Genomic DNA, 25,047 nt, shown 5'->3' with positions numbered 1-25,047 from the left:
CAGACCATGATTTGGTATTGATTGCATAGGAGATACACCTGTTCCCATGTCGAACACAGAAGTTAAGTCCTATTACGCCGGATGTAGTTGGGGAGAACCCCTGCGAGATAGGGTAAATGCCAAGTGAACTGAAGAAGCTAAGGCTTCTTTTTTTTTATGAATTTGAGGTATAATAGGAGTTATGGAAAACAAGAAAAATAAATTACTGCTCATTGACGGTTCCTCCCTAGCATTTCGGGCTTTTTTTGCGCTCTACAATCAAGTAGACCGTTTTGTGGCTCCAAGTGGTTTACATACCAATGCTATATATGCCTTTCATCTCATGCTTAATAACTTGGTTGAACGTTTGGAACCTGATCATGTCTTAATTGCCTTTGATGCGGGAAAGACTACGTTTAGAACAGAAATGTTCGCCACATATAAAGATGGCCGGGCACGAATGCCTGATGAGTTTCGAGAGCAGCTTCCCTTTATTAAAGAGTTGATTGAAAAACTCGGTTATAATCATTATGAACTAAAAAATTATGAAGCTGATGATATTATTGGTACATTAGATAAAATGGCTGAACTTCCTGAAGCTGGTGCTTATGACGTGACAATCGTTACGGGCGATAAGGATTTGATTCAGTTGGCGGACTCAAATACAACTGTTGAAATTTCGAAAAAAGGTGTGGCGGAGTTTGAGAGCTTTACGCCTGCTTATTTAATGGAAAAAATGGGACTAACTCCAGAACAATTTATCGATCTTAAAGGCTTGATGGGGGACAGCTCAGATAATTATCCAGGTGTAACTAAGGTTGGTGAAAAAACAGCACTTAAGTTGCTTCAAGAATGGGGCTCTATTGACAATCTGTATGCGAATATTGATTCCCTCAAGCAGAGTAAGATGAAAGACAATCTAATTGCTGATCGTGAGATGGCTTATTTGTCTCGAACCTTAGCAACGATTGATACGAAAGCTCCTATTGAGATTGATCTTGCAGATACGCGAATAAAACCAGCGAATACATCAGGACTTTTGGCTTTTTATGATGAAATGGGATTTGCTCAATTTAAGGCAAAGCTCGAGACAGCTGAAGTTGGTGAGGTTGCGCTAAATTTTGAAGTCATTGAAGAAGCCTCTGAAGTTTCTGTAGATAAGGAAGATTTCTTTTATATTGAAATATTAAATGAGAATTACCATAAAGAAGACATTATCGGCTTCGCTTGGGGAAATAAAGAGAAAATCTTTGTTTCGAAAAATACAGAAATATTGAAGGATTTCGATTTTCCTGAAAATACATATGACTTTAAGAAAAATAAAGTGCTGCTCCATCGTTTAGGTATTGAACTACCACCTGCTAAGTATGACAGTATGTTGGCTAAATATCTGATTTCCACAACGGAAGATAATAAAGTAGAAACAATTGGACGTTTATTCGCCAATGACTTTATGCCCACAGATGAGGAAGTCTATGGTAAAGGGGCTAAACGCAGTGTCCCTGAAGATGACGTTTTATTCAAGCATTTAGCGCGTAAGATTCATATTTTGACCTCTACCAAAGAGGTAATGCTTCAAAACCTTGAAGAAAATGAACAATACCGTCTTCTCACAGAAATGGAGCTTCCTCTGGCCAATGTTTTGGCTAAAATGGAAATTGCGGGTATAGCAGTGGAAGTGAGTACTCTGGAAGAAATCGGAGCCGAAAATGAAAAATTGATTGCTGATTTAACTGCAAAAATTTATGAACTCGCAGGCGAAGAATTTAATATCAATTCGCCAAAGCAGCTCGGAGTTATTCTTTTTGAAAAATTACAGATACCTCACGGTAAAAAAACTAAAACTGGCTATTCAACCGCTGCAGATATCTTGGAAAACTTAGCCCAAGATTATGAGTTAGTTGCTAAAATACTCGAATACCGCCAAATTTCAAAAATTCAATCTACTTATGTGCAAGGACTAATTCCACAAATAGCAGAGGATGGGCGTATTCATACACGCTATGTTCAGGATTTGACCCAAACAGGGCGTCTCTCATCGGTAGAACCCAATCTACAAAATATTCCTGTTCGCTTAGAAGCAGGTCGCCTAATTCGTAAAGCGTTCGTTGCTGATGAGAATAATGTTTTATTAAGTTCTGATTATTCACAAATTGAACTTCGTGTCTTGGCGCATATATCTAAGGATGAACATCTGATTAGTGCTTTTAATCATGGTGCAGATATTCATAGCAGTACAGCCATGCGTGTTTTTGGGATAGATAAACCAGAAAATGTTACCCCTAATGACCGCCGCAATGCTAAAGCAGTAAACTTTGGTATTTCTTATGGAGAAACAGAATATGGTCTAGCGAAGCGTTTAAGTATTTCTAATAAAGAAGCTGCTGGTATGATTCACGCTTATTTTGAACGTTATCCTGGTGTAGCTAACTATATTAGGGAAACTAAACGTGAGGCAAAAGACAGAGGTTATGTGAGTACAATGTTTAACCGCCGTCGAAAACTACCAGAAATTAATAATCGTAACTTTATGGTGCGGCAAGGTGCTGAGCGGCAGGCAATTAACGCTCCTATACAAGGTTCTGCTGGAGATATTCTCAAAATTGCTATGATTAATCTAGACAGTGCGTTGACAAAAGGAAAGTTTAAAGCAAGGTTATTACTCCAAGTTCATGATGAAATCATTCTTGAAGTACCCAAGGAGGAGTTGGCAGATGTTCAGACCCTAGTAAAACAAACGATGGAGTCTGCTGTAGAACTCAATGTACCATTGCTTGCTGATGAAAATACGGGGGATAGCTGGTATGAAGCGAAATAAGTTTTTCCTGTGAGATAAGTAAATGATGATTTATCCAAATTTTTAAAAAAATGGAACCACCATGGTTGAGGTGATTCCATTTTTTAATAGCTTACTCTATGATAAGTTACCTTTGTGATTTATCAATAATTTTGTTTTTTGACAGTACTAATTAGCCAGATGAAGAAAGCGATGATTGCTAGACTGAAAAGAAAGTGTGTATTAAAGAAAAGGAGAAGCCCTCCCAAGAAAAGTTTTGCAAAGAAGAGGAAGATGAGGAGGGGAAGGATGTATTCGAAAAATCCTTTGAGGAAGAGATAAGTGCATAAGATAATGATGAGTAAGAACAGCATTGTGATTTAAACTCCTTAGATTTTTATATATTTATTATAGCATCATAAAAGGAAGTGAAAATCAGTCTTCCGCATGATTTTTTGATATACGAAGCTAACTTTATGTTCGAGAGAAAGTGGAGTTTCTTATTAACACAACACATTTTTTATTATTGTATTGTGATTTTCTTATTCGCTATAGCGCATCATTTTCATATATGAAAGCTAAAAAAAGAAGAACACTATGTCTTCTTTTTAATATGTCTTTCTGTTAGAGGCAATTAAGTTTTGGTAGTAAGCAATGGTGGACATTTCAATATAGGGTGTTGTCCAGAATTTTGCAAGACCTAAGGTAATACCTGAGAGGATGTACCATAAGATGAAACTCAACAAGAAGAGAAAATAGTCTCCACGAGAGCCTTGCATTACTTGAGAAGAAGCATTAAGTACGCCCCAGATACCATTATAAGTACCTGACTCTAACTGGTCAAAAAGAATGTAATCTTTTTGCGACCAACCCAGACCAAGATAAATGGCAAAAGGAATACCGATAACAGTAACGGCCAGAAGAACAAGAAGTAGTGAAGTCACTAAGTGAAGAACGAAAATCTTTATCCAACTGCCATCTTTAAAAGGGCTAAAGACATTTTTAAAGCGTAAGCTTGTGTGTTCGCCACGATAGATTTTAATGTAATTGAAACGAGCACCAACCGTGATAACATCAATGATGACAGAAAGCAAAGCTCCTATTAAAAAGCCAATAAGCATTGCCAAGAGTAAAGAAAGCAGTAATCCTGTTGTTATAGCACTTGCATCAAAATTATTAACGGTGTCTACATTGGAATTATAGTTTGAGCGATAAGTCATGTTCATTGAGATGATTCCCCCAAAAATTGGGATTAAGAACAGGCGTAACTTAGCACCAAAGTCTTCTCTCAGAGCATCCTTGGCTCTATCTTTTAAAACTTTAAACATCATAGAATCCTCCATCCCTTAGAATACCATAAAAGAAGAGGCTTCTCAACAAAAAACTTTCAGATAAAAGCAGTCATAGACTGGCTGGGAAAAATCAAAGAATTTTGGTATACTTGTAGAAGTTTAAAGGAGTTTACATGACTGAACATGCAATAAAATATAGACTAATCAAAAAAGAAAAACACACAGGTGCGCGTCTCGGTGAAATTATAACACCACATGGGACTTTTCCAACACCTATGTTTATGCCTGTAGGGACGCAAGCAACGGTTAAGACACAGTCCCCAGAAGAACTTAAAGAGATGGGGGCAGGGATTATTCTTGCCAATACTTATCACTTGTGGCTTCGTCCAGGAGATGAGCTTGTTGCTCAAGCAGGAGGCTTGCATAAATTTATGAATTGGGATCAGCCTATTTTAACAGATAGTGGTGGCTTCCAAGTTTACTCTTTGGTACAAAACAAGAAAAATATCAGCGAAGAGGGCGTTAAATTTAAAAGCCATCTTGACGGTCGCGAACTCTTCCTCAACCCAGAAAAAGCTATTTCTATCCAAAATAATCTGGGCTCTGATATTATGATGAGCTTTGATGAATGTCCACCTTTTTATCAACCTTATGATTACGTCAAAGCTTCTGTAGAACGGACATCCCGTTGGGCAGAGCGTGGCCTAAAAGCACATCAACGCCCACATGATCAAGGACTTTTCGGCATCGTGCAAGGTGCTGGATTTGAAGATTTACGCCGCCAATCAGCGCGTGATCTTGTTAGCATGGACTTCCCTGGCTACTCGATTGGGGGTCTTGCTGTGGGTGAGTCTCACGCTGAGATGAATGCCGTCCTTGACTTTACAACACCGCTTTTGCCAGAAGATAAACCACGTTATTTGATGGGAGTTGGTGCACCAGATAGTTTAATTGATGGCGTCATTCGTGGTGTAGACATGTTTGACTGTGTGCTACCCACACGTATCGCGCGTAATGGTACCGCGATGACAAGTTTCGGTCGTGTGAATATTAAAAATGCAAAATATGAGCTTGATTTTACACCACTTGATCCAGAGTGTGATTGCTATTGCTGCTCAAACTACACCCGTGCTTACCTACGTCATTTATTCAAAGCAGATGAGACATTTGGTCTCCGTCTTTTAAGTTACCATAACTTGTATTTCTTGATTAACTTGATGATAAATGTTCGCCAAGCTATTGTGGATGACAATCTTCTGGAATTCCGTGAGGACTTCTGTGAAAAGTATGGCTATAATAAACCAAATGCTAAGAATTTTTAAAGAGAGAAGTTGCTGTTCTCTCTTTTTTGTATTTTTACTATCAATAGTCCCCCATAAGAATATAATACGGTGTAAAAAAATGGTAGAATAAATGAAGAGTGTGTCAGTTATTAAGGGAGGTTTCTCATCATGCTAAATATTTTACAATACGACCCATACTTAGAACCTTACAAGGAAGACCTGTCTCTGCGTCTTTTTGAATTTGCAAGAACTAAAAAGAGGTTACTAGGAATGGAAGGGAAACTGTCGGACTTTGCCAATGGTCATAAATACTTTGGCTTTCAACAAGAAACGCACAATTGGACTTTTCGTGAATGGGCACCGAATGCAGAAAAAGCTTTTTTAGTTGGTGACTTCAATGAATGGGAGGGCAGCCAGCATGAGTTAAAAGCAGCCTATGGTGGAGTTTGGGAAATAGCAGTTCCTGGTCGTTTACCTTTAGGTTCTAAGGTCAAGGTTAAACTTGTTATCAACGGTACAGAAGTTTATAGAGTCCCTTCCTATATTATGTATGCTGTTCAAAATGAATACTTGGAACTGGATGGAGTTATTGTTGAGCCTAGGTATGAATTTAAACATAAGTCTCCTGTTTTAAAAGATACAGCTCCCCTAATCTATGAGGCACACATCGGGATTTCGAGTGAAGAATATAGGATAAATTCTTATAAAGAATTTACAGTAGACGTCCTGCCCCGTATCAAAAAAGCCGGTTACAACACCATACAGCTTATGGCTATTATGGAGCATCCGCTCTATGCTAGCTTTGGCTACCAAGTTTCCAACTTTTTTGCGGTATCAAGTCGCTTTGGTAGTCCAGAGGATCTGATGGAATTGATAGATACGGCTCATGGCATGGGACTTCGAGTTCTACTGGATGTTGTACATTCACATGCAGTGAAAAATGTGGGTGATGGTCTGAATCTTTTTGATGGAAGTAGCACTCAATACTTTCATGCAGGCGGTCGAGGCGAGCATGAAGCTTGGAACACGAAACTTTTTAATTATGGTAAGGATGAAGTCATTCATTTCCTCCTGTCTAACCTTAAGTTTTGGCTGGAAACTTACCGTTTTGACGGTTTTCGCTTTGACGGAGTAACCAGCATGCTCTATCATCATCATGGCTTAGGAACAAGTTTTGACAATTATGGTAAATATTTTTCTAGGGATACGGATATTGAAGCTATCGTTTACTTGATGCTTGCCAACGAACTTGTTCGTCAAGTTAATCCTAACGCAACAATGATTGCAGAAGACATGTCAGCGATGCCAGGGATGGCTCTTCCTATTTCTGAGGGTGGAATTGGTTTTGATTATCGTTTGTCTATGGGAGTTCCAGACTACTGGATTAGGCAGTTTAAGGAAAAATCAGATGAAGAGTTGGACCTCATGGAACTTTGGTGGGAACTAACAACACGTCGTCCGGGTGAGAAAAATATCGGTTATGCGGAGAGTCATGACCAAGCTTTGGTGGGTGATAAAACCCTGATGATGTGGCTAGCTAACGAAGCCATTTATGACTCCATGGATAGCCATACGGATTCATTGATTATTGATCGTGCCCTTGCCTTGCATAAGCTCGTAAGACTGGTTACTTTTAGTTTAGCAGGTGAAGGCTATCTTAATTTTATGGGGAATGAGTTTGGTCATCCGGAGTGGTTAGACTTTCCTAGAGAAGGAAATCAAGAGAGCTTTCAGCATGCACGTCGTCAATGGTCTTTGTCAGAAAATGAAAACTTACGCTTTAAGTATTTATTAAAATTTGATCAGGATATGATTGCTTTAGAGCAGGAGCATAAATTTTTAAAGCAAAGCGGCAGTCTACAACAATGCTGGATAAAAAATCAAGACAAGCTTTTAGCCTACAGAAAGGGCAAACTCCTCTTTGTCTTTAATTTCCATCCAAATAGAGAACAAAAACTTAGTCTTTACATGCCAAGTAAGCCCGAACTGATATTTGATACAGATGATAATAAATATGGCGGTTTTGGCCCACGATCAAGTTTTACGTATCAGGAAAAGAATAAAAAACTTGAACTCTTATTAGCTGAACGCACAGCTATGGTTTTTCAGTTTTCCTCATAGAGAATTTTAGATATGAAAATTGTATAATAAGAGAATGACAGATATCGAATTAAAAGCCGGTGAACGTATTGATCAAATTGCGGCAACAGATGTACAAATAATACAAAGTCGTGACGTTTTTTCATTTTCCATAGATGCCATTCTTCTCGCACGTTTTCCTCGTTTACCAAAGAAAGGGAAAATTGTAGATATGTGTGCAGGGAATGGCGCTGTTGGACTTTTTGCTAGTTCAATGACAGATTCTCAAATCATAGAGCTTGAAATACAGGAGCGTCTTGCGGAAATGACACAACGGTCCATTCAGCTTAATGAACTGGACGAGCAGATGACTGTCATTAACGATAATTTAAATAAAGCCTTAAACTATATCACGACCTCTTCAGTAGATCTGATTTTTTGTAATCCTCCTTATTTTAAATTAGATGACAAGAGCCATGTTAATGAAAACCCTCACTATACCTTAGCACGCCATGAGTTGGCAACGAATTTGGATGAAATATTTGAAACCAGTAAGAGGCTTTTAAAAACAAATGGACATCTTGCTTTAGTACATCGTCCGGAACGCTTTTTTGAAATTGTAGACAAGATGAAAAAAAATCATCTTGTTCCTAAGCGTATTCAGTTCGTCTATCCTAAGGCTAATCAAGCAGCTAATATATTACTGATTGATGCCATTAAAGATGGAAAGCCAGGTGGAGAAATCTTCCTTCCTCCTCTGATTGTTCACGATGACTCTGGAAACTATACAGCGGAAATTCAAGAAATTTACTATGGAAAGCTTGAGTGATGCTGGGATACATCATAAAAAAATAAGAAGCCATCCACAGATGGCTTCTTATTTTTAATAAATCATATCATAAAGTTCAATTGCTACAAGATCAATATCATCAAAGATAGCAACGTCTTTTTGTTTTGGGTATTTGATAGAAAAAGCAGTTTCTTCTGGCAGGAAGCTTACCGTTGCAATAACTTCACCTTCGCGTTCAAAGTTGTAAGTTTCCTTTGGATCAGCCGTTTCAATCAAACGATTTAAACGATCCATGATTGCTATCAAATGTGATTTCATTATTTCCTCCAATGCCTATTTTAAGGGCTGTTTTGATTGCCCGCAAGCCTTATTTCATATTTTCTTTATCTATTTTAACATAATTTTGTAAATTTTTAGCGAGTTTAGTTGCTTTTCTTGTTAAATATCGTGCACGAATTTTTTCACGATGAAAAGAACGTTTCATTTGTCTTGACCACTTTTGAGCAGCAATGTCAAATTCGTCTAAAAAATGTTCGGAATTTTTCCGCGCTTGATATTCAACGATGGTGTCCTGATAGAAATTATAAACCTGTTGTGCAAAATTTTCTGCAGAAATTTCGTACAATTTTTTATTAAACTTTTCTTTATCGACTTCTTGACTTTCGTGTACAGCAGCCAAGACTGTGTTGGCAATATCGGCATCTGAGGCAAAGAGGCGACCGAACTCTTTGTCGTCAATAAGCTGTGTAAGGTAAGGATTGACAGTTGCTAACACACGCGTGCCTGCAGCCAGTGCCTCAAGATAAGTCAAGCCCTGTGTTTCGGAAGTAGAAGCGGAAATGAAAAAGTCTGCTGCTTTGTAGTAATAAGCGGTTTTTTGATTTTCTACAGCCCCTGTGAAGACAACATAGTCTTCTATGTTCAGTTCTGCCACTTGCTCTTGTAGATTTTTCATATAAGGACCGTCTCCTACAATGACTAACTTTACAGCTATTTTTTCTATAAGTTGTGGCATGGCTGCAATGACCGCTTGTATATTCTTTTCCGCAGCAACACGGGATAGGCTGAGGAGCATCGTTTCATTATCCGCAAGACCTAAGCTGTGACGCAAGTCTTGGATTTCGTCCAGAGTAATCTCGTCTCGTTTAAAGCGTGACAGATCAATACCTGTGGGAATAACGCGCTTAGGTAGGCTGATACCGTAACTATTCACGGTATCCAACACCATTTGGCTTGGGCAAATAATGGCTTCACTTCCACGTAAAAAGTTTCGAATAATGTATTTAACCATGCTTGGGCGAATCAAGCGACCTTTAGCAATATAATGCACATAGTCTTCATATTTCGTATGTAGGGTATGAATGACAGGAATCTGAAGTTGCTGTGCGACCATTTTTCCTAAGAGACCCATTCCAAATTCAGTCTGAGTATGAATAATATCAAGTTGGTAGGTTCGAGCGATTTGATAGGCAGCAAAAACACCCTTGATAACCACCTTACGTTCGGCGAGTGAAACAAATGGAACACTTTGGAAACGAATGATATTCTCAGGTTCATGATCTACGTCAGCATGCGGATCTGTTGTGGTAAAGATAAAAACCTGATGTCCGAGTTTTTCTAACTCAATAGTTAAGCTTTGAATACTTGTTGCTACACCACTAATTTGTGGGAAATAGCTGTCTGTAAAAATTCCGATTCTCATAGTTTTTTATTTTATAACTCCAAAGTTTGGCGATAAGCAGCCTCTAATTCAGCAGCGACACGTTCAATGGCGCGTGACTGTGCGACTTGATAGCCTTTTTCTATTTTGTTAACTTTTCCATCCAATACTTTTTGCAATGCAGTCACGAAGCTGTCAACATCTGTTCCCATATTCGCTGCTTCATTATCAAGCCATCCCTTGTAGACAGGGATATCGCGTACGACAACATTTTGATGACTTGCTAAGGCTTCCAGAACAACAATCCCTTCGGTTTCTTCACGAGAGGGAAAGAAAAAAGCAGAAGCAGAAGTCATTGCACCCTCGTAAATATCTCCCTTGATGTAACCAGGGAAAAGGACATTTGTGGGATGATTTTTTTTGACTAAACGGCGTATCCAACCAGGTACAGTCCAAAGGTTCTGATAGCCAAACCATATAAATTTTACATCTGGCATCTTTTCGGCCACTTTTACAAAGTCATCAATACCTTTGCGTTTGAAATAAAGCCCTGCACATATAACAACTTTTTGCTGGTCCTCAATATTAAAATATTGGCGAAAGACTTTCTCTTTCTCTGGACTGGCTTGATATTTGCTTAAATCTATACCATTAGAAATGGGTATGATGGGGCAGGTGAGACCATAGCCTCGTAAAAGTCCAGCAGAATATTCGGTGGGTGTGATGACCAAATCAGCCTCCCGATAGAAACGCATCAGATAACGTTTAAACAAGGGAGATACCAAGTTAGAACCAAGGAAAGAATCACGGAAATCTTCTTCAGTGGAATGCCCGTGAAAGATTACCTTTTTACCAGCTTTTTTTGCTTTCTTGAGCATACGCCAGCTTTGAGGTCCATATGTATTGAGATGCAAGATATCATAATCTTCATTAGGATTTTGAGTCCAGTCTACCTGCATCAAATCCAAGGCTCTTTGTTGATGCTTCATTGCACGCCCAATTCCTGAGCGGCTCAAAATTTGTTCGGCTTCTAGGTAAAGTAAAATTTTCATGATTAAACCTATTTTACCACAATTTTATTGACAAAAAATAAATATTCATTATAATTACGTATCAAAAAAATCCCCTTTTCAAGGGGATGTAATCTTTTAGTTTTGTTTGTCAAAGTTGATATCGCTGTTTGTCTTGTCAAGCTTGATATTAGCGGTGGCTTGCTTCCCATCACGATAGTAAGTGACCTTAATTGTATCGCCGATTGAAGACTTGTAGAGTGTGCTTTGAAGGTTTACACTTGAGGTTACTTCATCATCGTTAATTTTGACAATAACATCTCCCTTCTTAAGCCCAGCCTTAGCTGCTGGCATTCCTGATTGAACTTCAGCTATAGCTACCCCACTTGTCACATTTTCAGGAAGATTAAGTGAAGCCAGCATATTTTGTGAAAGACTAGATAAGTTGACCATTTGGACACCTAGAGCAGGTCGAATTACCTTGCCATCTTTTTCCAACTTGTTGATGATATTTACAACATCATTTGCAGGAATAGCAAAGCCCATACCTTCTACGGAAACACCGTTACTACTTGTACCACTTGGGGTTGAGGTAATCTTACTTGATGTAATACCAATGACTTGTCCTTGAATATTGATGAGCGCTCCACCAGAGTTACCTGGGTTAATTGCTGCATCTGTTTGAATAGCATTGACATTAATTGTTTGCCCTTGATTATTTTGAAGAACAACATTACGGTTAAGACTCGAAACAATGCCCTCAGTTGCTGAGTTAGCATACTCACTTCCAAGGGGAGAACCGACTGCTATAGCGGGTTCACCGACGGTAAGCTTATCAGAATTACCAAAGGTTGCTGTTTCTTTGACATATTTAGCATCAATCTTGAGAACAGCCAAATCAGAATAAGCATCTGATCCCACAACTTCAGCGGTTACCTTTTGGCCGCCTGCCATGAGCACTTCTAGAGAAGAAGCACCTTCAATCACGTGATAGTTTGTTACAACATAAGCTGTATTGCCATCTTTTTTATAAATGACACCAGAACCTTCTCCTGCAAGTTGTGGGTCATTGCTATCATTATTGTTATTGTTGTTCTCATTTCCAAAAATACGTTCTAAATCACTACTTGAAGATGATTTTTGGTAATTTAAAACGGAGACAACAGTATTTGAAATCTTTTTAATTGCTTTAGTTGTATCTGTATTGACTTGTACATTAACCGTGTTCACAGAGCTATTTGCATTGTTATTTGCTGTCGATGTGTTGGTCATGTTTTGATAAATGGCACTTCCTCCAAGGGCGATGGCTCCACCAGCCACACCAGTAACGAGTAATGAAGTGATATTTTTTTTCTCCATAGTAGAAGTTTCTCCTTTTCCAGTAAGAAATATTTATACACAAGTATAATGCATATTCCTTAAATAATCTTTAATATTACATATATGAATTGAGGGATACTCACATACATTATAATACCTCAAAAGCGGATAAAAAGGAAATATAAGAGAAAGTTTTCCACAATTCTGTGAAAAAGTCGTTGGCAACTGTGAACAAGTGAATAAAATCCACAACTTTTCCACAGAAATGTGGAAAAAATACAAAAAATGTTGATAAATATGGCTTTCATTTTGCTTTCAATTGGGGAAAAAGATAAAATAAAGGAATGAAAATAAAATTAATCGCTGTAGGAAAACTTAAAGAGAATTATCTAAAGGAAGGTGTCGCTGAATATCAAAAAAGGATGCGCACGATGACACCTCTTGAAATTATTGAGTTAGCTGATGAAAAAATCCCAGATAATCCATCAGATAAAGAAAAAGAAGCAATAAAAAGTAGAGAAGGTGAAAAAATTCTTGCCCGTATAAATGAGGGAGATAAGCTGGTAATTCTTGCGATTCAAGGCAAATTAATGACAAGTGAAGACTTGGCAGATTTTGTTAAAAATTGTGAAATTTATGGAACGCGCCACTTGGTCTTAGTTATAGGAGGTTCCTTGGGATTATCGGATGCTGTCTATAAGAGAAGTGACTTACAAGTTTCCTTTGGACGTTTTACATTACCTCATCAACTGATGCGCCTTGTTTTGTTGGAACAAATTTATCGTGCACAAATGATTAACAGAGGAAGTGCTTATCACAAATGAAAATCATTGAAGAGTTTCGTGTTCATGCTGATGAGGAAAGGGTAGAAAAACAAGCAGCCTATTTGCGTGAGCAGTTTAAATTTTTAGCTTTGACCTCTCCTCTGTTTTTGAAAGAGAAGGTTCAAGAAATGACTATTGATTGGGCGTTTATTCACAAATTATGTTTAAAAGAAAGAGAACTTCAGTCTCTAGCTTGTGATTGTTTGCGTAAAATGAAGAAATATCTCCATGTTTCAGATTTACCAAAAATTTATCAATTGGCTCATATAAAATCTTGTTGGGAAACAGTAGATAGGTCCAAGGATGAGAATTTTTGTATATGCCGTATTGTTATTAATTGTTAACTGGCTTTAAAAGAGTAAACGGATTCGGAACTTTTAGAAGAAATCATCCTTAATAACTTGGGAACGAATGAATTTTTTATCCATAAAACGATTGGCTGGGCACTAAGAGAAGATTTTAAAGCAAATTCCAAATGGGGAAGGACATTTCTTGAAGGACGGGAGGGAAAAGTCTTCTCTATCTGTAGGAGAAGCAGGAAAATACTTATAGACAGCCCTTATAAAATGTGCTATAATAATCCTATTGTCTGTGGATAATCAATGTTTTTAAAGGAGAAATTAATAAATGAATGTTATGTCTTTGGTCTTTATGGTTGTTGTTGTAGGTGGGATGATGTTCTTCATGAATCGTAGCCAAAAGAAAGCTCAACAACAGCGTCAAGAACAATTGAATTCAATGGTTATTGGTGCAGAAATTGTAACTATCGGTGGTTTACACGGTGTTTTGAGCAGTATCAATGAAGCGGATGCTACAATCGAATTGGACTGTGAAGGCGTTATTTTGACTTTTGATCGTGCAGCCGTTAAAACAGTAAAAAATAACACAGTTGAATCGCCAATTGTTTCAGAAACAACAGTTGTTGAAGAAACAGTAAAAGAAGACAACCCAGTCGAAGAATAAGCAAGGAAAGATGAGTTTGAAAACCTATCAAGATTTTGGGTAGGTTTTTTCTTTTTCCAAAACACTTCATATTTATACATGAAATACATAGAACAGAAGAAGCTTTGAGAGAGACCATACAGGGCGGTGCATATCGAATTTCTCTGTGTTTTTCTTTAAAATATGATAAAATGGGGATACTGACTGTGAGGTGCTATGTTTAATAACTTAAAAAATAACTCGCAAGAGCAAATTCCAGTACCACAGCATATTGGAATAATTATGGATGGAAATGGTCGTTGGGCTAAAAGTCAAGGGAAACCAAGGATTTTTGGTCACAAAGCTGGAATGGATGCATTAAAAACGGCAGCCATTCATGGGCAGCACCGTGGCGTAAAAGTAATGACGGTCTACGCTTTTTCAACAGAAAATTGGTCTCGTCCTATGGATGAAGTCAAATTTATCATGAGCTTGCCAATTGATTTTTACAGCAAATACCTTCCGATTCTTAATGAAGAGAATATACAGATTAGGATGATTGGCGAACGTGAAGGCTTGCCAAAGGCTACTTTAAATTCAATTGACAGAGCGGCGGCCGAAACGGCCAATAATACGGGAATGATTCTCAACTTTGCCATGAATTATGGTGGACGGCGTGATATTTTATTAGCCGTTCAAAATTTAGCCAAAAGTGGGAAAAAATTGTCAGAAATTACTGAAGAAGAACTTTCTGATTACTTGCAGACATCAATTTTACCTAAAGACTTACGAGACCCAGATTTGATTATACGGACGTCAGGAGAATTACGCTTGTCTAACTTTTTACCATGGCAAGCTGCATATAGTGAACTCTATTTTACAGACACGGCTTGGCCGGATTTTGATGAAGCAGCGTTGGATGCCGCTATTTTAGAGTTTCAAAAACGTGATCGCAGATATGGAGGAGTGAAATGATAAAGCGTACAATCACCGCTATTATCGGAGGAGCCGTTTTTATAGGGCTCATGCTAATAGGAGGAGGCTTTTTCCAAATTTTAATAGCTTTGTTGGTCATTACAGCTATGAATGAACTATTCAAAATGCATAAGCTTCAGCTCATGTCCTTTGAAGGCATTTTGTCGACAATGGCAGCCCTTTGTTTGGCACTACCCATAGGTAGATATTTCTTTGGAATGGGCGTTGAGGGCAGTATCCTGCTTTTCATGCTTTGTCTTTTTGCAATGCTAACAGCGATGGTTTTTTCGAGAGGCTCTTATAGCTTTGAGGATATTGGCTTTCCCTTTCTTTCGGCGTTTTATGTGGGGATGGGGTTTCAAAGTTTGCTTCTGGCGCGCGAAAGCGGCTTGGCCGTAGTCTTTCTGGCCCTATTCATTGTTTGGTCTACAGATATAGGCGCTTACTTTGTTGGAAAATCAATTGGAAAACGTAAATTGATTCCAGATGTTTCACCTAATAAGACAGTAGAAGGTTCTGTTGGAGGAATCTTTTCAGCCGTAGTTGTTACAATCATCATGTTCATTTTTTATAAAAACGAACTTCCACAGATTGGTTTTGTAAAACTTATCCTTTTCACCATTGTCTTTTCTATTGTTGGACAGATTGGTGATTTGGTAGAATCAAGCATCAAGCGGCATTATGGAGTTAAAGACTCGGGGAAACTTTTGCCAGGTCATGGTGGTGTACTTGATCGTTTTGATAACTTGATATTTGTCTTTCCAGTCATGCACTTGCTGGGCTTGTTTTAAGGCAATCAAATGAGAAGACCGTAGATTAAAATCACTCTTATTTCACATTTCATTACGCTTTAGGTAAAATATAGTGTTAGGGAGAGTTTTATTTCAGGGAAGATAAAAATACAAGTAGTTTCTGAAGAAAGTATCTTCAGAAGAGGATATGAATTCAGAATATTAAGGGAGGAACGTTATTGATTCAAACACTGATAACATTCATCATTGTCTTTGGCATTATTGTTGTTGTACATGAGTACGGGCATCTTTTCTTTGCGAAGCGCGCGGGAATTTTAGTTCGCGAATTTTCAATTGGAATGGGGCCGAAAATTTTTGCGCACCAAGCAAAAGATGGTACTTTTTATAGTGTTCGTATCCTTCCACTTGGGGGTTACGTTCGTATGGCCGGCTGGGGTGATGACACAACAGAAATTAAAAAAGGAACTCCCGCATCTCTGATGATTGTGGAAAATCAAGTTGTCAAAATAAACCTTTCAGACCGAGTGGACTTGGAAAATAGTGTACCTATGTTGGTCACGGAATATGATTTTGAAAAAGCACTTTTTATTGAAGGAGAGGTCTTTGGAGAAACGCGCCGTTATTCAGTTGACCATGATGCAACGATTATTGAAGGGGACGGTACGGAAATTCGTATTGCGCCTTTGGATGTTCAATATCAAAGTGCCAGCGTAATCGGTAAGATATTGACGAATTTTGCGGGGCCTTTGAACAATTTTATTTTAGGAATTATAGCCTTCATTATTATTACTTTTATGCAAGGTGGCGTACCTTCAAATACAAACGAGATTGGACAAGTTCAGCCTGGGACGCCGGCTTATACAGCTGGTCTACAAGCTAAGGATAAAATCCAAGCTGTTGATGGTCATAAAACCGATGACTGGAATGAGGTTGCTCAACGTATTAGTGAAAATGAAGGACAAACAGTTGAGTTAGACATTGAGCGTGATGGAACACATAAGACTGTAAAAGTTCAACCTGAAAAAGTAGAAGACAGGTATCTTATTGGCATTACACGCTCACTCAAAACAGGTTTTGTTGATAAGATCACAGGCGGTTTTACGCGGGCTGTTGATGCAGCGACCCTCATTTTTAAAGCCTTAGGGAACCTCATTTCGCAACCTAGCCTTGATAAACTTGGGGGGCCAGTCGCCATTTATGATTTAAGCGGTCAGGCTGCGCGAGAAGGTATAACTTCTGTCATTGCTTTGCTTGCAATGTTATCAATCAACCTAGGAATTGTGAACCTAATTCCTATACCTGTCCTCGACGGTGGAAAAATTGTACTCAACATCGTTGAAGCTCTGCGTGGCAAACCGTTGTCGCAGGAAAAAGAAGGAATTTTGACTCTCATTGGCCTTGTCTTCATGGTTCTCCTAATGATTGCAGTAACTTGGAACGATATCCTCCGAGCCTTTATTAGATAAGAAACAAAAAATTTAAGGAATAAAATATGAAACAATCAAAAATGCTTATACCAACGCTTCGCGAAATGCCAAGCGATGCACAAGTTATCTCGCATGCTCTTTTAGTTCGTGCGGGTTATGTCCGCCAAATCTCAGCCGGTATTTATGCCTACTTGCCCTTGGCAAATCGAGTTCTTGAAAAGCTTAAAACAATCATGCGTGAAGAATTTGAAAACATTGGAGCTGTCGAACTTTTAGCACCAGCTCTTTTGACGGCGGATTTGTGGCGCGAATCAGGACGTTATGATACTTATGGGGAAGACCTTTATAAGCTTAAAAATCGTGATCATTCAGATTTTATCTTGGGACCTACTCATGAAGAAACAATGACAGCTTTGGTACGTGACGAAGTGACTTCATATAAAAAGCTTCCTTTGAATGTTTATCAAATTCAAGCAAAATATCGTGATGAAAAGCGTCCACGTTATGGTTTGCTTCGAGGACGTGAGTTTATCATGAAGGATGGTTACAGTTTTCATGCGGACTACGAAAGTCTGGATGAAACTTACAGTGACTACAAGCGTGCTTATGAGAACATCTTTACTCGTGCAGGACTTGATTTCAAAGCAATCATTGGTGATGGTGGCGCGATGGGTGGTAAAGACAGCCAGGAATTTATGGCTATTACAGCCGATCGGACAGATCTTGAAAAATGGCTGGTTCTTGGAAATTCCATCGAATCCATTGATGAAATCCCTAACACAGTTATTGAACAAATCAAAGAAGAACTGTCTAAGTGGCTAGTTGCTGGTGAAGATACGGTCGTTTATGCTGAGGGTGGTGATTATGCAGCCAATTTGGAAATGGCAACAAATAAGTTTGAAAATATTGCTAGCTATACAGAAACTTTGGAACTTGAAAAGGTTGCAACGCCGAATGTTAAAACCATCGACGAAGTAGCAGAGTTTTTAGAAGCGGATGTTGCTGAAACACTCAAAACTTTAGTTTTTCGTGCAGATGGAGAATTAATTGTGGTCCTTATGCATGGAAATGATGAGCTTAATGAAGTGAAGTTGCAAAATTATTTGGGAGCTAACGTTATTGAACCCGCAACTGAAACAGATGTTGAAAGTCTATCAGGTGCGCACTTTGGCTCACTTGGACCAATCGGCCTTAAGGGCGTTAAAATTATTGCTGATCGCGAAGTTGAAGTGGTTAAGAATGCTATTATTGGTGCAAACGAGGACGGCTTCCATTACCGCAACGCTAACCTTGGTCGTGATTTTGAAGTAGACGAATTTGTTGATTTACGTGTCGTTAATGAAGGTGAAATATCACCAGATGGACGCGGTACACTTAAGTTTGCTCGTGGTATTGAAATCGGACATATTTTTAAGTTAGGAACGCGCTACTCCGATTCAATGGGGGCTAATATTCTTGATCAAAATGGTAAGGCCGTACCAATAGTTATGGGATGTTATGGTATCGGTGTAAGCCGTATGCTTTCAGCTATTCTTGAACAATTTGCGCGAATCTATGTAGAGAAAACACCGCGTGAGGAGTACAAGTTCAGCTGGTCTATCAACTTCCCTAAAGAGCTTGCGCCATTCGATATCCATTTGGTACCAGTCAATACTAAAGACGAAGAAGCGATGGCTGTAACTGCTGAATTAGAAACAGCTCTTCGTGGTAAAGGCTATCAAGTTCTTGTGGATGATCGTAATGAACGTGCGGGTGTTAAATTTGCCGACAGTGATTTGATTGGTCTACCTGTCCGTGTGACGATTGGTAAAAAAGCAAGCGAAGGCATCGTCGAAGTTAAAATTCGTGCGACTGGTGAAGTTGTGGAAATCAACAAAGAAGAACTTGTCAATACGATTGAGATTTTGACGAAGTAGTGAAGGATTTATAAAAAATATCAAAAATCGAGATTGAAATTATCTCGATTTTTTGTTAATTCTTCGGTGGTCATCGCTAAAAATGAGTTACAGTAGTGTGTAAAAAGTTGCCTTTGACCAGCTTTTTTAGTTGCGCTTTGTGAGAAATTGTTGGATCAAAATCCGTTTTCTGAGATGGTCAAATCTGGCAAAGCTAAAGGAAATGTGTGTAATAAGTTTACAGAGATTGTTGAACCTTCAAGTGGTTCGTTGGAATAGAGTGAAATAGACTGCTTATGTTTAAGCAGCTAGCGGACAGCTCTTTTTAAAGACAACTGGTAAGCCCTCAAAAATCATCCGCTTGGTTTGTTTTGAAAATCATCTAAAGCACTTTGATAGATCTCATAGAAAAAGAGGAATTGTTTACTGTTCTGATAATTGACCTTTTATAAAGCTTTAGTTCTGAAACGAAAGGGTGTTTCACTTAATATCATAGACACCTTCCTAGTTATGCTGTGGATTGTATTGTGAGCTGTGACATACTCTGGTTTTTTAGGTGATATTCCTGTTCTTATTCGATTAATTATAGTATCATTATTTTTTTCTTGTGAGGAGTGTCTTAAGGAAACTTGTGTTAAGCTACCATGAAAGGAAAGCTAACTCATTTTCAAAAAATATTTATTCTTAGTGGCAGCAGATAGAAAAGAAAGAATACGTCAAAACTCATTTCAAAAGAACTTCGTTTGTACTAGAGGGAAGCAAAATCTCAGTAGTTATCGATATCTTTAGTGACAACGGCGCCTTAAAGAAAGACTGTCATCACGGTCCGTCTTTTTAACGTCATGGTAAATTCCGATAAAAAGCAGAGATATTGCTTTTTTGTTATAATGGAGGATACAGAAAAAATAGAGATGTGCGGAGAAACTATGGAAAATCTTTTTGAAAAATTGATGGAACAGATAAAAATGCCAAACCAAATTCGCGAATCGGCTCTTTTTTCAACTGCAGAAATCGAGAATGTAGAGGTACATACTGAGCGTAAGCTTTGGAAGTTCCAATTAAGATTTGAGAAAATCTTGCCTGTAGAGCAGTGGAAAGTTTTATCAGGGCTAATCGAGTCCGCTTTTTCAACAATTGCTGAAACAGAACTTTCAATAGAAGTAAACCAGTTAGAGTTTGATACGCAAATGCTCAATGATTATTATCAAGTTGCGCTGACACAGCCAGGCCTTTCTAATACAGCCTTTGCCAATATTTTTAAAAAATATCGTATAGAGCAACGAGGGGTGCAGATTAATCTTCTGGTTGAAGATAATCCACAATTGGACTACTTTGTAAAAAAAGATTTTCCGATTTTAGAGGAAAAGTTTAGGACCTTTGGTTTCGGAGCACTCACGATTCGTCCAGTTGTTGATGAGGCATTAACACAGGAAAATCGTGAAGAACATGAGCGTAAAGTAAGCAATATGTTGGCGGCAGAGTCTGCTTCACAATATCAAATCAGTGAACTGAAAAAAATACGGTCCGATGAGACAGCAGCTAAAGCAGAAAAAATACCTGAAAAAATAGATACGGCTCTAGCAGAAGGGGTTTCATTTGGTCGTAAAATTAACGGAAGCAGTCCTGTAACTTCAATGAGCTTCATTGCTGGTGAGGGAAGTGGAGTCATTTTTGAAGGCTATGTTTTCGAGGCACACCACCGCGAATTCCCAAGCCATAGTACAGGCAAGACAAACCACGTTCTGGAGATGAAACTTGCCGATGAGACAGCTGTTTTTCAAGTTATCAAATGGGGGCGCAAGGAAAATGAAATTTCTCAATTTGATAAGATTGTTGACAAGGTAAAAGCAGCAAACATGGGCGAGGAGGGAACCATCCAGTTTGAGCAAGGCATCTGGTTACGCGTACGTGGCAATATTGCTCACGATGTTTATAAAGATGATTTGGTGATGACAGTAAGTGATGCTGTTGAAATTTCAAAAAAAGAAGACTGCAGCAAGATTGCCTCGCAGATTAATGCTGTGAAGTCTGATAAAATTCAAATTGGTCGTGAAATTAAAAACTCCGAGCCAATCACACCAATGCGCTCAGTGAGTGAATTTTCAACCCAGGGTTCAGTTGTTTTTGAAGGCTATATTTTTAAAAGTGAATTGCGGGAGATAAAATCGCGAAAAACAGGAAATATTAGCCACTTGCTTGAACTTGAAATGACAGACTATACATCAAGTTTCTACATTTCAAGATGGGTAAGAGACGATGAAGAAATTGCTCTTGCGAAACAATTGACCGGGATTTGGGCTCGTGTTCGTGGTGTTGTAAAGCATGATGAATACAAAAAAGACCTTATCTTGCAAATGAATGACTTGCAAGAAATTCCAACTCAGAGGGTTCGAGAAGATAAGGTGACGGATGAAGACAAGCGAGTTGAATTTCACAGTCATACAAACATGTCGACGATGGATGCGATGCCATCGGCCAGCAAACTTGTTGCTCAGGCAGCTAAATTTGGTCATAGAGCGATTGCTATCACAGACCATGCGGGATTACAAGCTTATCCAGAAGCGTACCAAGCTGGAAAAAAACATGGCATAAAAATCATCTATGGTGTGGAAGCAAATCTTGTGGAGGACAAGATTCCGATTGTTTACAATGAAGAAGATGTGAACATGTATGAATCAACTTATGTCGTCTTTGACGTGGAAACAACAGGTTTGTCAGCCGTACATAATGATCTGATTCAGATCGCTGGAACCAAAATGCATAAGGGGAATCCCATTGCTGAGTTTGATGAATTTATTAATCCTGGCTATCCCATCAGTAATTTTACGACAGAGTTAACGGGTATCACGCAAGATCATTTGAAAAATGCTAAACCACTGTATGAGGTCTTAAAATCATTTCAAGAATTTTGTGAAGGCAGCATCTTAGTCGCTCATAATGCCACATTTGACGTGGGCTTCATGAATATGAATTATCAGAGGAATGGTTTGCCTATCATCACACAGCCGGTAATTGATACATTGGAATTTGCGCGCAACCTTTATCCTTGGATGAAACGTTTTGGCTTGGGACAACTGACGAAGAAATTCCAGATTGCCTTGGAGCACCACCACATGGCTAACTATGATGCGGAAGCTACTGGAAGACTTTTGTTTGTCTTTCTTAATGAAGTGCGTGAACGTCACGGATGGACATCACTTCTAGATTTAAATGCCAAACTGGTTGCGGAAGATTCTTATAAGAAAGTTCGTCCAAAACACGTAACACTTTATGCTCAAACTCAAGTCGGCTTGAAAAACTTGTTTAAGCTGGTGAGCTTTTCAAATGTTAAATATTTATCTGGTGTTCCACGTATTCCGCGTTCTGTTTTGCAGGAGCACAGGGAAGGAATCATTGTAGGATCAGCCTGCAAATCAGGTGAAGTTTTTGAAGCGATAACAAATAAAACTTTTGAAGAGGCTCTAGAAATTGCGAAGTTCTATGATTTTATTGAAGTAATGCCTCCGGCACTTTATCAATCGCTTGTCGTTGGTGGAAGTTTCAAAAATGAAAAAGAACTGCATCAAGCACTCAAGGACTTAATAAAACTTGGGAAAAAGCTGGGGAAACCTGTTTTAGCAACAGGAGATGTACACTATATAAACCCCGAAGAAGCAATCAATCGTGAAATTATTGTTCGTTCACTTGGGCAAGGGGCGGAAATAAACTGGACACAAGGACATGGTGAACATGCAAAACCTCTACCATTGCCAGAAGCTCACTTCCGTACGACAGATGAAATGCTGGAAGCGTTTAGCTTTTTAGATGAGGAAATAGCGCGTGAAATTGTTATCACAAATACTCAAAAGATGGAAGAGCGGTTTGAGGAGCTCACTCCTGTGAGGGAAGATCTCTATACACCAAAAATGACATTTGAGGGAGGAGAAAGTTCGGAGGAACGTATTACCCGTCTGACTTATGAGAAGGCCCATGAATGGTATGGAAATCCCTTGCCGGACATTGTTGATGCGCGTTTAGAAAAAGAATTACGCTCAATTATAGGTAATGGCTTTTCAGTAGTCTATATTATTTCCCAAGAGCTTGTGCGTCGTTCAAATGAGCGGGGCTATATAGTGGGTTCACGAGGCTCTGTCGGTTCCTCACTTGTCGCAACCATGATTGGAATCACTGAGGTTAATCCTCTTGCACCGCATTATCGCTGTCCAGAATGTCAGTATTTTGAATGCTACGATGACGGCAGCTATGGTTCAGGTTACGATATGCCGGATAAGAATTGTCCAAAATGTAAGCATAAATTAGTGAAGGATGGCCATGATATTCCTTTTGAAACCTTTCTGGGGTTCAAAGGAGACAAGGTTCCCGATATTGATTTGAACTTTTCAGGTGATGACCAACCTTTGGCTCACTTAGATGTTCGAGAGATTTTTGGAGAAGACTATGCTTTCCGGGCCGGAACGATTGGTACAGTTGCTGAAAAAACAGCTTTTGGTTTTGTCAAGGGCTATGAGCGAGATTATAATCAGTTTTATAGCAATGCTGAAATTGATCGACTGGCGATGACCTCGACGGGGGTAAAACGAACAACAGGACAGCATCCAGGAGGAATCATTGTAATCCCTAATTATATGGATGTTTATGACTTTACACCGGTTCAATATCCTGCAGATGACACGCGAGCAGAGTGGCAGACGACACACTTTGACTTTCATGCTATTCATGATAACATCTTAAAATTAGATATTCTTGGGCACGATGATCCTACGATGATTCGAAAACTTCAAAGTTTATCAGGGATTGTTCCACAAGATATTCCAATGGATGATAAAGAAGTGATGAAGCTATTTACAGGAACTGAGTCACTGGGAATTACTGAGGAACAACTTGGGGCTAAGTTGGGAACTTTAGGTATCCCTGAAATGGGAACTTTTACCTCCATGAATATGATTGCTGAAGCTAAGCCAAAATCTTTTGCTGATTTATTACAGATTTCTGGTCTTTCACATGGTACGGACGTATGGGCAGGGAATGCTCAAGAGTTGATTCGTTCGGGGATTGCTGATCTATCCAGTGTGATTGGATGTCGCGATGATATCATGGTTTATCTGATTCACTCGGGCTTAGAGGAGTCCATGGCTTTCAACATTATGGAGCGTGTCCGCAAAGGAATGTGGAGTAAAATTGGAGCAGAAGAACGCGAAACATATATTAAAGCAATGCGAGAGCATGGTGTACCAGATTGGTATATCGAATCTTGCTCGAAAATCAAGTACATGTTTCCAAAAGCCCATGCGGCAGCCTACATTATGATGGCACTTCGTGTTGCTTATTTCAAGGTGCATAAACCAATTCTGTACTATTGTGCTTGGTTTTCTATCCGTGCCACTACATTTGATATAGCGACCATGAGTGCAGGATTGGATGCAGTCAAGGCGAAGATGAAAGAAATTCGAGATAAAGGATTTGATGCGACAAATACTGAAGTATCTTTGCTGACAACTTTAGAGCTCTGCAATGAGATGCTTGAACGCGGGTATAAATTTGGCAAGATTGACCTTTATCGTAGTGAAGCCACAGAATTTGTTATTGATGGGGATACACTCATTCCACCGTTTGTTACGATGGACAGCTTGGGCGAAAACGTTGCGAAACAATTGGTTGAAGCCCGGGGAGATGGTGAATTTTTAAGTATCATGGAGCTTCGTAAACGAGGAGGACTATCTCAAGCCATTGTTGATAATATGAAATCTCTGGGAATACTTGACGGAATGCCAGAGGATAACCAATTAAGTCTCTTTGAAGATTTGTTTTGATTAAAAAATAAGAAAAGGCACTGAGGTGTCTTTTTTAGTAGCGTACAAACGTGACAACGGCGGGGATATCCGAATGCATATAAAAAAATAAGGGGAAAAGGAAAGTTTATTCTTGACAGTTTGTAAGTAGTTTGGTAGAATATAATAGTTGTCGCAAGCGAGGGACTTGTGAGAATGATAGACCATTGAAAACTGAATAAAGTAGAATGACTATATGCGAGAGGGAGACCTCTTGTATAGACCTGTCGATTCAA

Annotated in this window: 15 protein-coding genes, 1 rRNA gene and 3 pseudogenes; 14 read left to right on the top strand and 5 right to left on the bottom strand. The window is 38.9% G+C overall.

Annotation, left to right across the window (positions count from 1 at the left end):
* Positions 1-10 precede the first annotated feature (10 nt).
* Positions 11-125 (top strand): 5S ribosomal RNA (gene rrf / locus ACGHCK_RS10560).
* Positions 126-181: 56 nt separating this feature from the next.
* Positions 182-2,797, top strand: coding sequence for a DNA polymerase I (polA, locus tag ACGHCK_RS10555; RefSeq protein ID WP_251423359.1), 2,616 nt, complete (start codon positions 182-184; stop codon positions 2,795-2,797).
* Positions 2,798-3,363: 566 nt separating this feature from the next.
* On the opposite strand, the gene ACGHCK_RS10550 is transcribed toward polA, so the two are convergent.
* Positions 3,364-4,086 carry a DUF975 family protein gene (locus ACGHCK_RS10550; protein WP_251423356.1) on the bottom strand — a complete coding sequence of 241 codons (723 nt, stop codon included), beginning with the start codon at positions 4,084-4,086 and terminating at the stop codon, positions 3,364-3,366.
* A gap of 134 nt (positions 4,087-4,220) precedes the next feature.
* Between ACGHCK_RS10550 and tgt the strand changes: the two genes are divergently transcribed.
* From tgt to ACGHCK_RS10535, 3 genes are all read left to right on the top strand, one after another.
* Positions 4,221-5,369: a tRNA guanosine(34) transglycosylase Tgt gene (gene tgt / locus ACGHCK_RS10545; RefSeq protein WP_251423353.1), complete on the top strand. Its 1,149-nt coding sequence runs from the start codon at positions 4,221-4,223 to the stop codon at positions 5,367-5,369.
* A gap of 129 nt (positions 5,370-5,498) precedes the next feature.
* Entirely contained in the window at positions 5,499-7,451 is a 1,953-nt protein-coding gene (locus ACGHCK_RS10540; protein ID WP_251423350.1) for an alpha-amylase family glycosyl hydrolase, read from the top strand.
* Positions 7,452-7,485: 34 nt separating this feature from the next.
* The gene (locus ACGHCK_RS10535; protein WP_202231578.1) at positions 7,486-8,238 is read left to right on the top strand and encodes a tRNA1(Val) (adenine(37)-N6)-methyltransferase; all 753 of its coding nucleotides are present in this window, start codon (positions 7,486-7,488) and stop codon (positions 8,236-8,238) included.
* Positions 8,239-8,292: 54 nt separating this feature from the next.
* Here ACGHCK_RS10535 and ACGHCK_RS10530 read toward each other — a convergent pair whose 3' ends face one another.
* The 4 genes from ACGHCK_RS10530 to ACGHCK_RS10515 form a co-directional block, all read right to left on the bottom strand.
* The gene (locus tag ACGHCK_RS10530; protein WP_251423346.1) at positions 8,293-8,517 is read right to left on the bottom strand and encodes a DUF1797 family protein; all 225 of its coding nucleotides are present in this window, start codon (positions 8,515-8,517) and stop codon (positions 8,293-8,295) included.
* 49 nt (positions 8,518-8,566) lie between these two features.
* Positions 8,567-9,901: a glycosyltransferase family 4 protein gene (locus tag ACGHCK_RS10525; protein ID WP_251423343.1), complete on the bottom strand. Its 1,335-nt coding sequence runs from the start codon at positions 9,899-9,901 to the stop codon at positions 8,567-8,569.
* 11 nt (positions 9,902-9,912) lie between these two features.
* Complete coding sequence (locus ACGHCK_RS10520) at positions 9,913-10,911, bottom strand: LTA glycolipid anchor biosynthesis glycosyltransferase, IagA/BgsA family (RefSeq protein ID WP_251423340.1); 999 nt, start codon at positions 10,909-10,911, stop codon at positions 9,913-9,915.
* A gap of 96 nt (positions 10,912-11,007) precedes the next feature.
* Positions 11,008-12,228, bottom strand: coding sequence for a S1C family serine protease (locus ACGHCK_RS10515; protein WP_251423337.1), 1,221 nt, complete (start codon positions 12,226-12,228; stop codon positions 11,008-11,010).
* Positions 12,229-12,533: 305 nt separating this feature from the next.
* Here ACGHCK_RS10515 and rlmH point away from each other — a divergent pair, with 305 nt between their 5' ends.
* The 9 genes and pseudogenes from rlmH to ACGHCK_RS10470 form a co-directional block, all read left to right on the top strand.
* A complete protein-coding gene (rlmH, locus tag ACGHCK_RS10510) occupies positions 12,534-13,013 on the top strand; it encodes a 23S rRNA (pseudouridine(1915)-N(3))-methyltransferase RlmH (protein ID WP_251423334.1) in 480 nt (159 codons plus the stop codon).
* Positions 13,010-13,612, top strand: a pseudogene (locus ACGHCK_RS10505) (DNA alkylation repair protein). The gene rlmH and the pseudogene ACGHCK_RS10505 overlap by 4 nt, the downstream one beginning before the upstream one ends.
* A 28-nt stretch (positions 13,613-13,640) precedes the next feature.
* Positions 13,641-13,976: a preprotein translocase subunit YajC gene (gene yajC / locus ACGHCK_RS10500; RefSeq protein WP_202231333.1), complete on the top strand. Its 336-nt coding sequence runs from the start codon at positions 13,641-13,643 to the stop codon at positions 13,974-13,976.
* 195 nt (positions 13,977-14,171) lie between these two features.
* Complete coding sequence (locus ACGHCK_RS10495; protein WP_251423331.1) at positions 14,172-14,909, top strand: isoprenyl transferase; 738 nt, start codon at positions 14,172-14,174, stop codon at positions 14,907-14,909.
* Positions 14,906-15,700 carry a phosphatidate cytidylyltransferase gene (locus ACGHCK_RS10490; protein WP_251423328.1) on the top strand — a complete coding sequence of 265 codons (795 nt, stop codon included), beginning with the start codon at positions 14,906-14,908 and terminating at the stop codon, positions 15,698-15,700. Before ACGHCK_RS10495 ends, ACGHCK_RS10490 begins: the two co-directional genes overlap by 4 nt.
* 179 nt (positions 15,701-15,879) lie before the next feature.
* A complete protein-coding gene (gene rseP, locus ACGHCK_RS10485) occupies positions 15,880-17,127 on the top strand; it encodes an RIP metalloprotease RseP (RefSeq protein WP_251423325.1) in 1,248 nt (415 codons plus the stop codon).
* 26 nt (positions 17,128-17,153) lie between these two features.
* Positions 17,154-19,004 carry a proline--tRNA ligase gene (locus ACGHCK_RS10480; protein WP_202231337.1) on the top strand — a complete coding sequence of 617 codons (1,851 nt, stop codon included), beginning with the start codon at positions 17,154-17,156 and terminating at the stop codon, positions 19,002-19,004.
* Between the two features lie 821 nt (positions 19,005-19,825).
* Positions 19,826-20,470 (top strand): annotated as a pseudogene (locus ACGHCK_RS10475) (PolC-type DNA polymerase III N-terminal domain-containing protein); the annotation flags it as partial.
* 474 nt (positions 20,471-20,944) lie between these two features.
* Positions 20,945-24,793 (top strand): annotated as a pseudogene (locus tag ACGHCK_RS10470) (PolC-type DNA polymerase III); the annotation flags it as partial.
* Positions 24,794-25,047: the final 254 nt, after the last annotated feature.

It is taken from the genome of Lactococcus muris, assembly GCF_042849115.1.
Taxonomy (GTDB): domain Bacteria; phylum Bacillota; class Bacilli; order Lactobacillales; family Streptococcaceae; genus Lactococcus; species Lactococcus muris.
The sequence above is the reverse complement of the archived record's forward strand: the minus strand, read 5'-3'. Positions and strand labels throughout refer to the sequence as shown.

Coding starts and splice junctions, on each gene's coding strand:
- ACGHCK_RS10515 (WP_251423337.1), bottom strand. CDS start 12,228: ATGGAGAAAAAAAATATCACTTCATTACTCGTTACTGGTGTGGCTGGT.
- ACGHCK_RS10530 (WP_251423346.1), bottom strand. CDS start 8,517: ATGAAATCACATTTGATAGCAATCATGGATCGTTTAAATCGTTTGATT.
- ACGHCK_RS10550 (WP_251423356.1), bottom strand. CDS start 4,086: ATGATGTTTAAAGTTTTAAAAGATAGAGCCAAGGATGCTCTGAGAGAA.
- ACGHCK_RS10540 (WP_251423350.1), top strand. CDS start 5,499: ATGCTAAATATTTTACAATACGACCCATACTTAGAACCTTACAAGGAA.
- tgt (WP_251423353.1), top strand. CDS start 4,221: ATGACTGAACATGCAATAAAATATAGACTAATCAAAAAAGAAAAACAC.
- ACGHCK_RS10495 (WP_251423331.1), top strand. CDS start 14,172: ATGTTTAATAACTTAAAAAATAACTCGCAAGAGCAAATTCCAGTACCA.
- ACGHCK_RS10520 (WP_251423340.1), bottom strand. CDS start 10,911: ATGAAAATTTTACTTTACCTAGAAGCCGAACAAATTTTGAGCCGCTCA.
- polA (WP_251423359.1), top strand. CDS start 182: ATGGAAAACAAGAAAAATAAATTACTGCTCATTGACGGTTCCTCCCTA.
- yajC (WP_202231333.1), top strand. CDS start 13,641: ATGAATGTTATGTCTTTGGTCTTTATGGTTGTTGTTGTAGGTGGGATG.
- ACGHCK_RS10490 (WP_251423328.1), top strand. CDS start 14,906: ATGATAAAGCGTACAATCACCGCTATTATCGGAGGAGCCGTTTTTATA.
- ACGHCK_RS10480 (WP_202231337.1), top strand. CDS start 17,154: ATGAAACAATCAAAAATGCTTATACCAACGCTTCGCGAAATGCCAAGC.
- ACGHCK_RS10535 (WP_202231578.1), top strand. CDS start 7,486: ATGACAGATATCGAATTAAAAGCCGGTGAACGTATTGATCAAATTGCG.
- ACGHCK_RS10525 (WP_251423343.1), bottom strand. CDS start 9,901: ATGAGAATCGGAATTTTTACAGACAGCTATTTCCCACAAATTAGTGGT.
- rlmH (WP_251423334.1), top strand. CDS start 12,534: ATGAAAATAAAATTAATCGCTGTAGGAAAACTTAAAGAGAATTATCTA.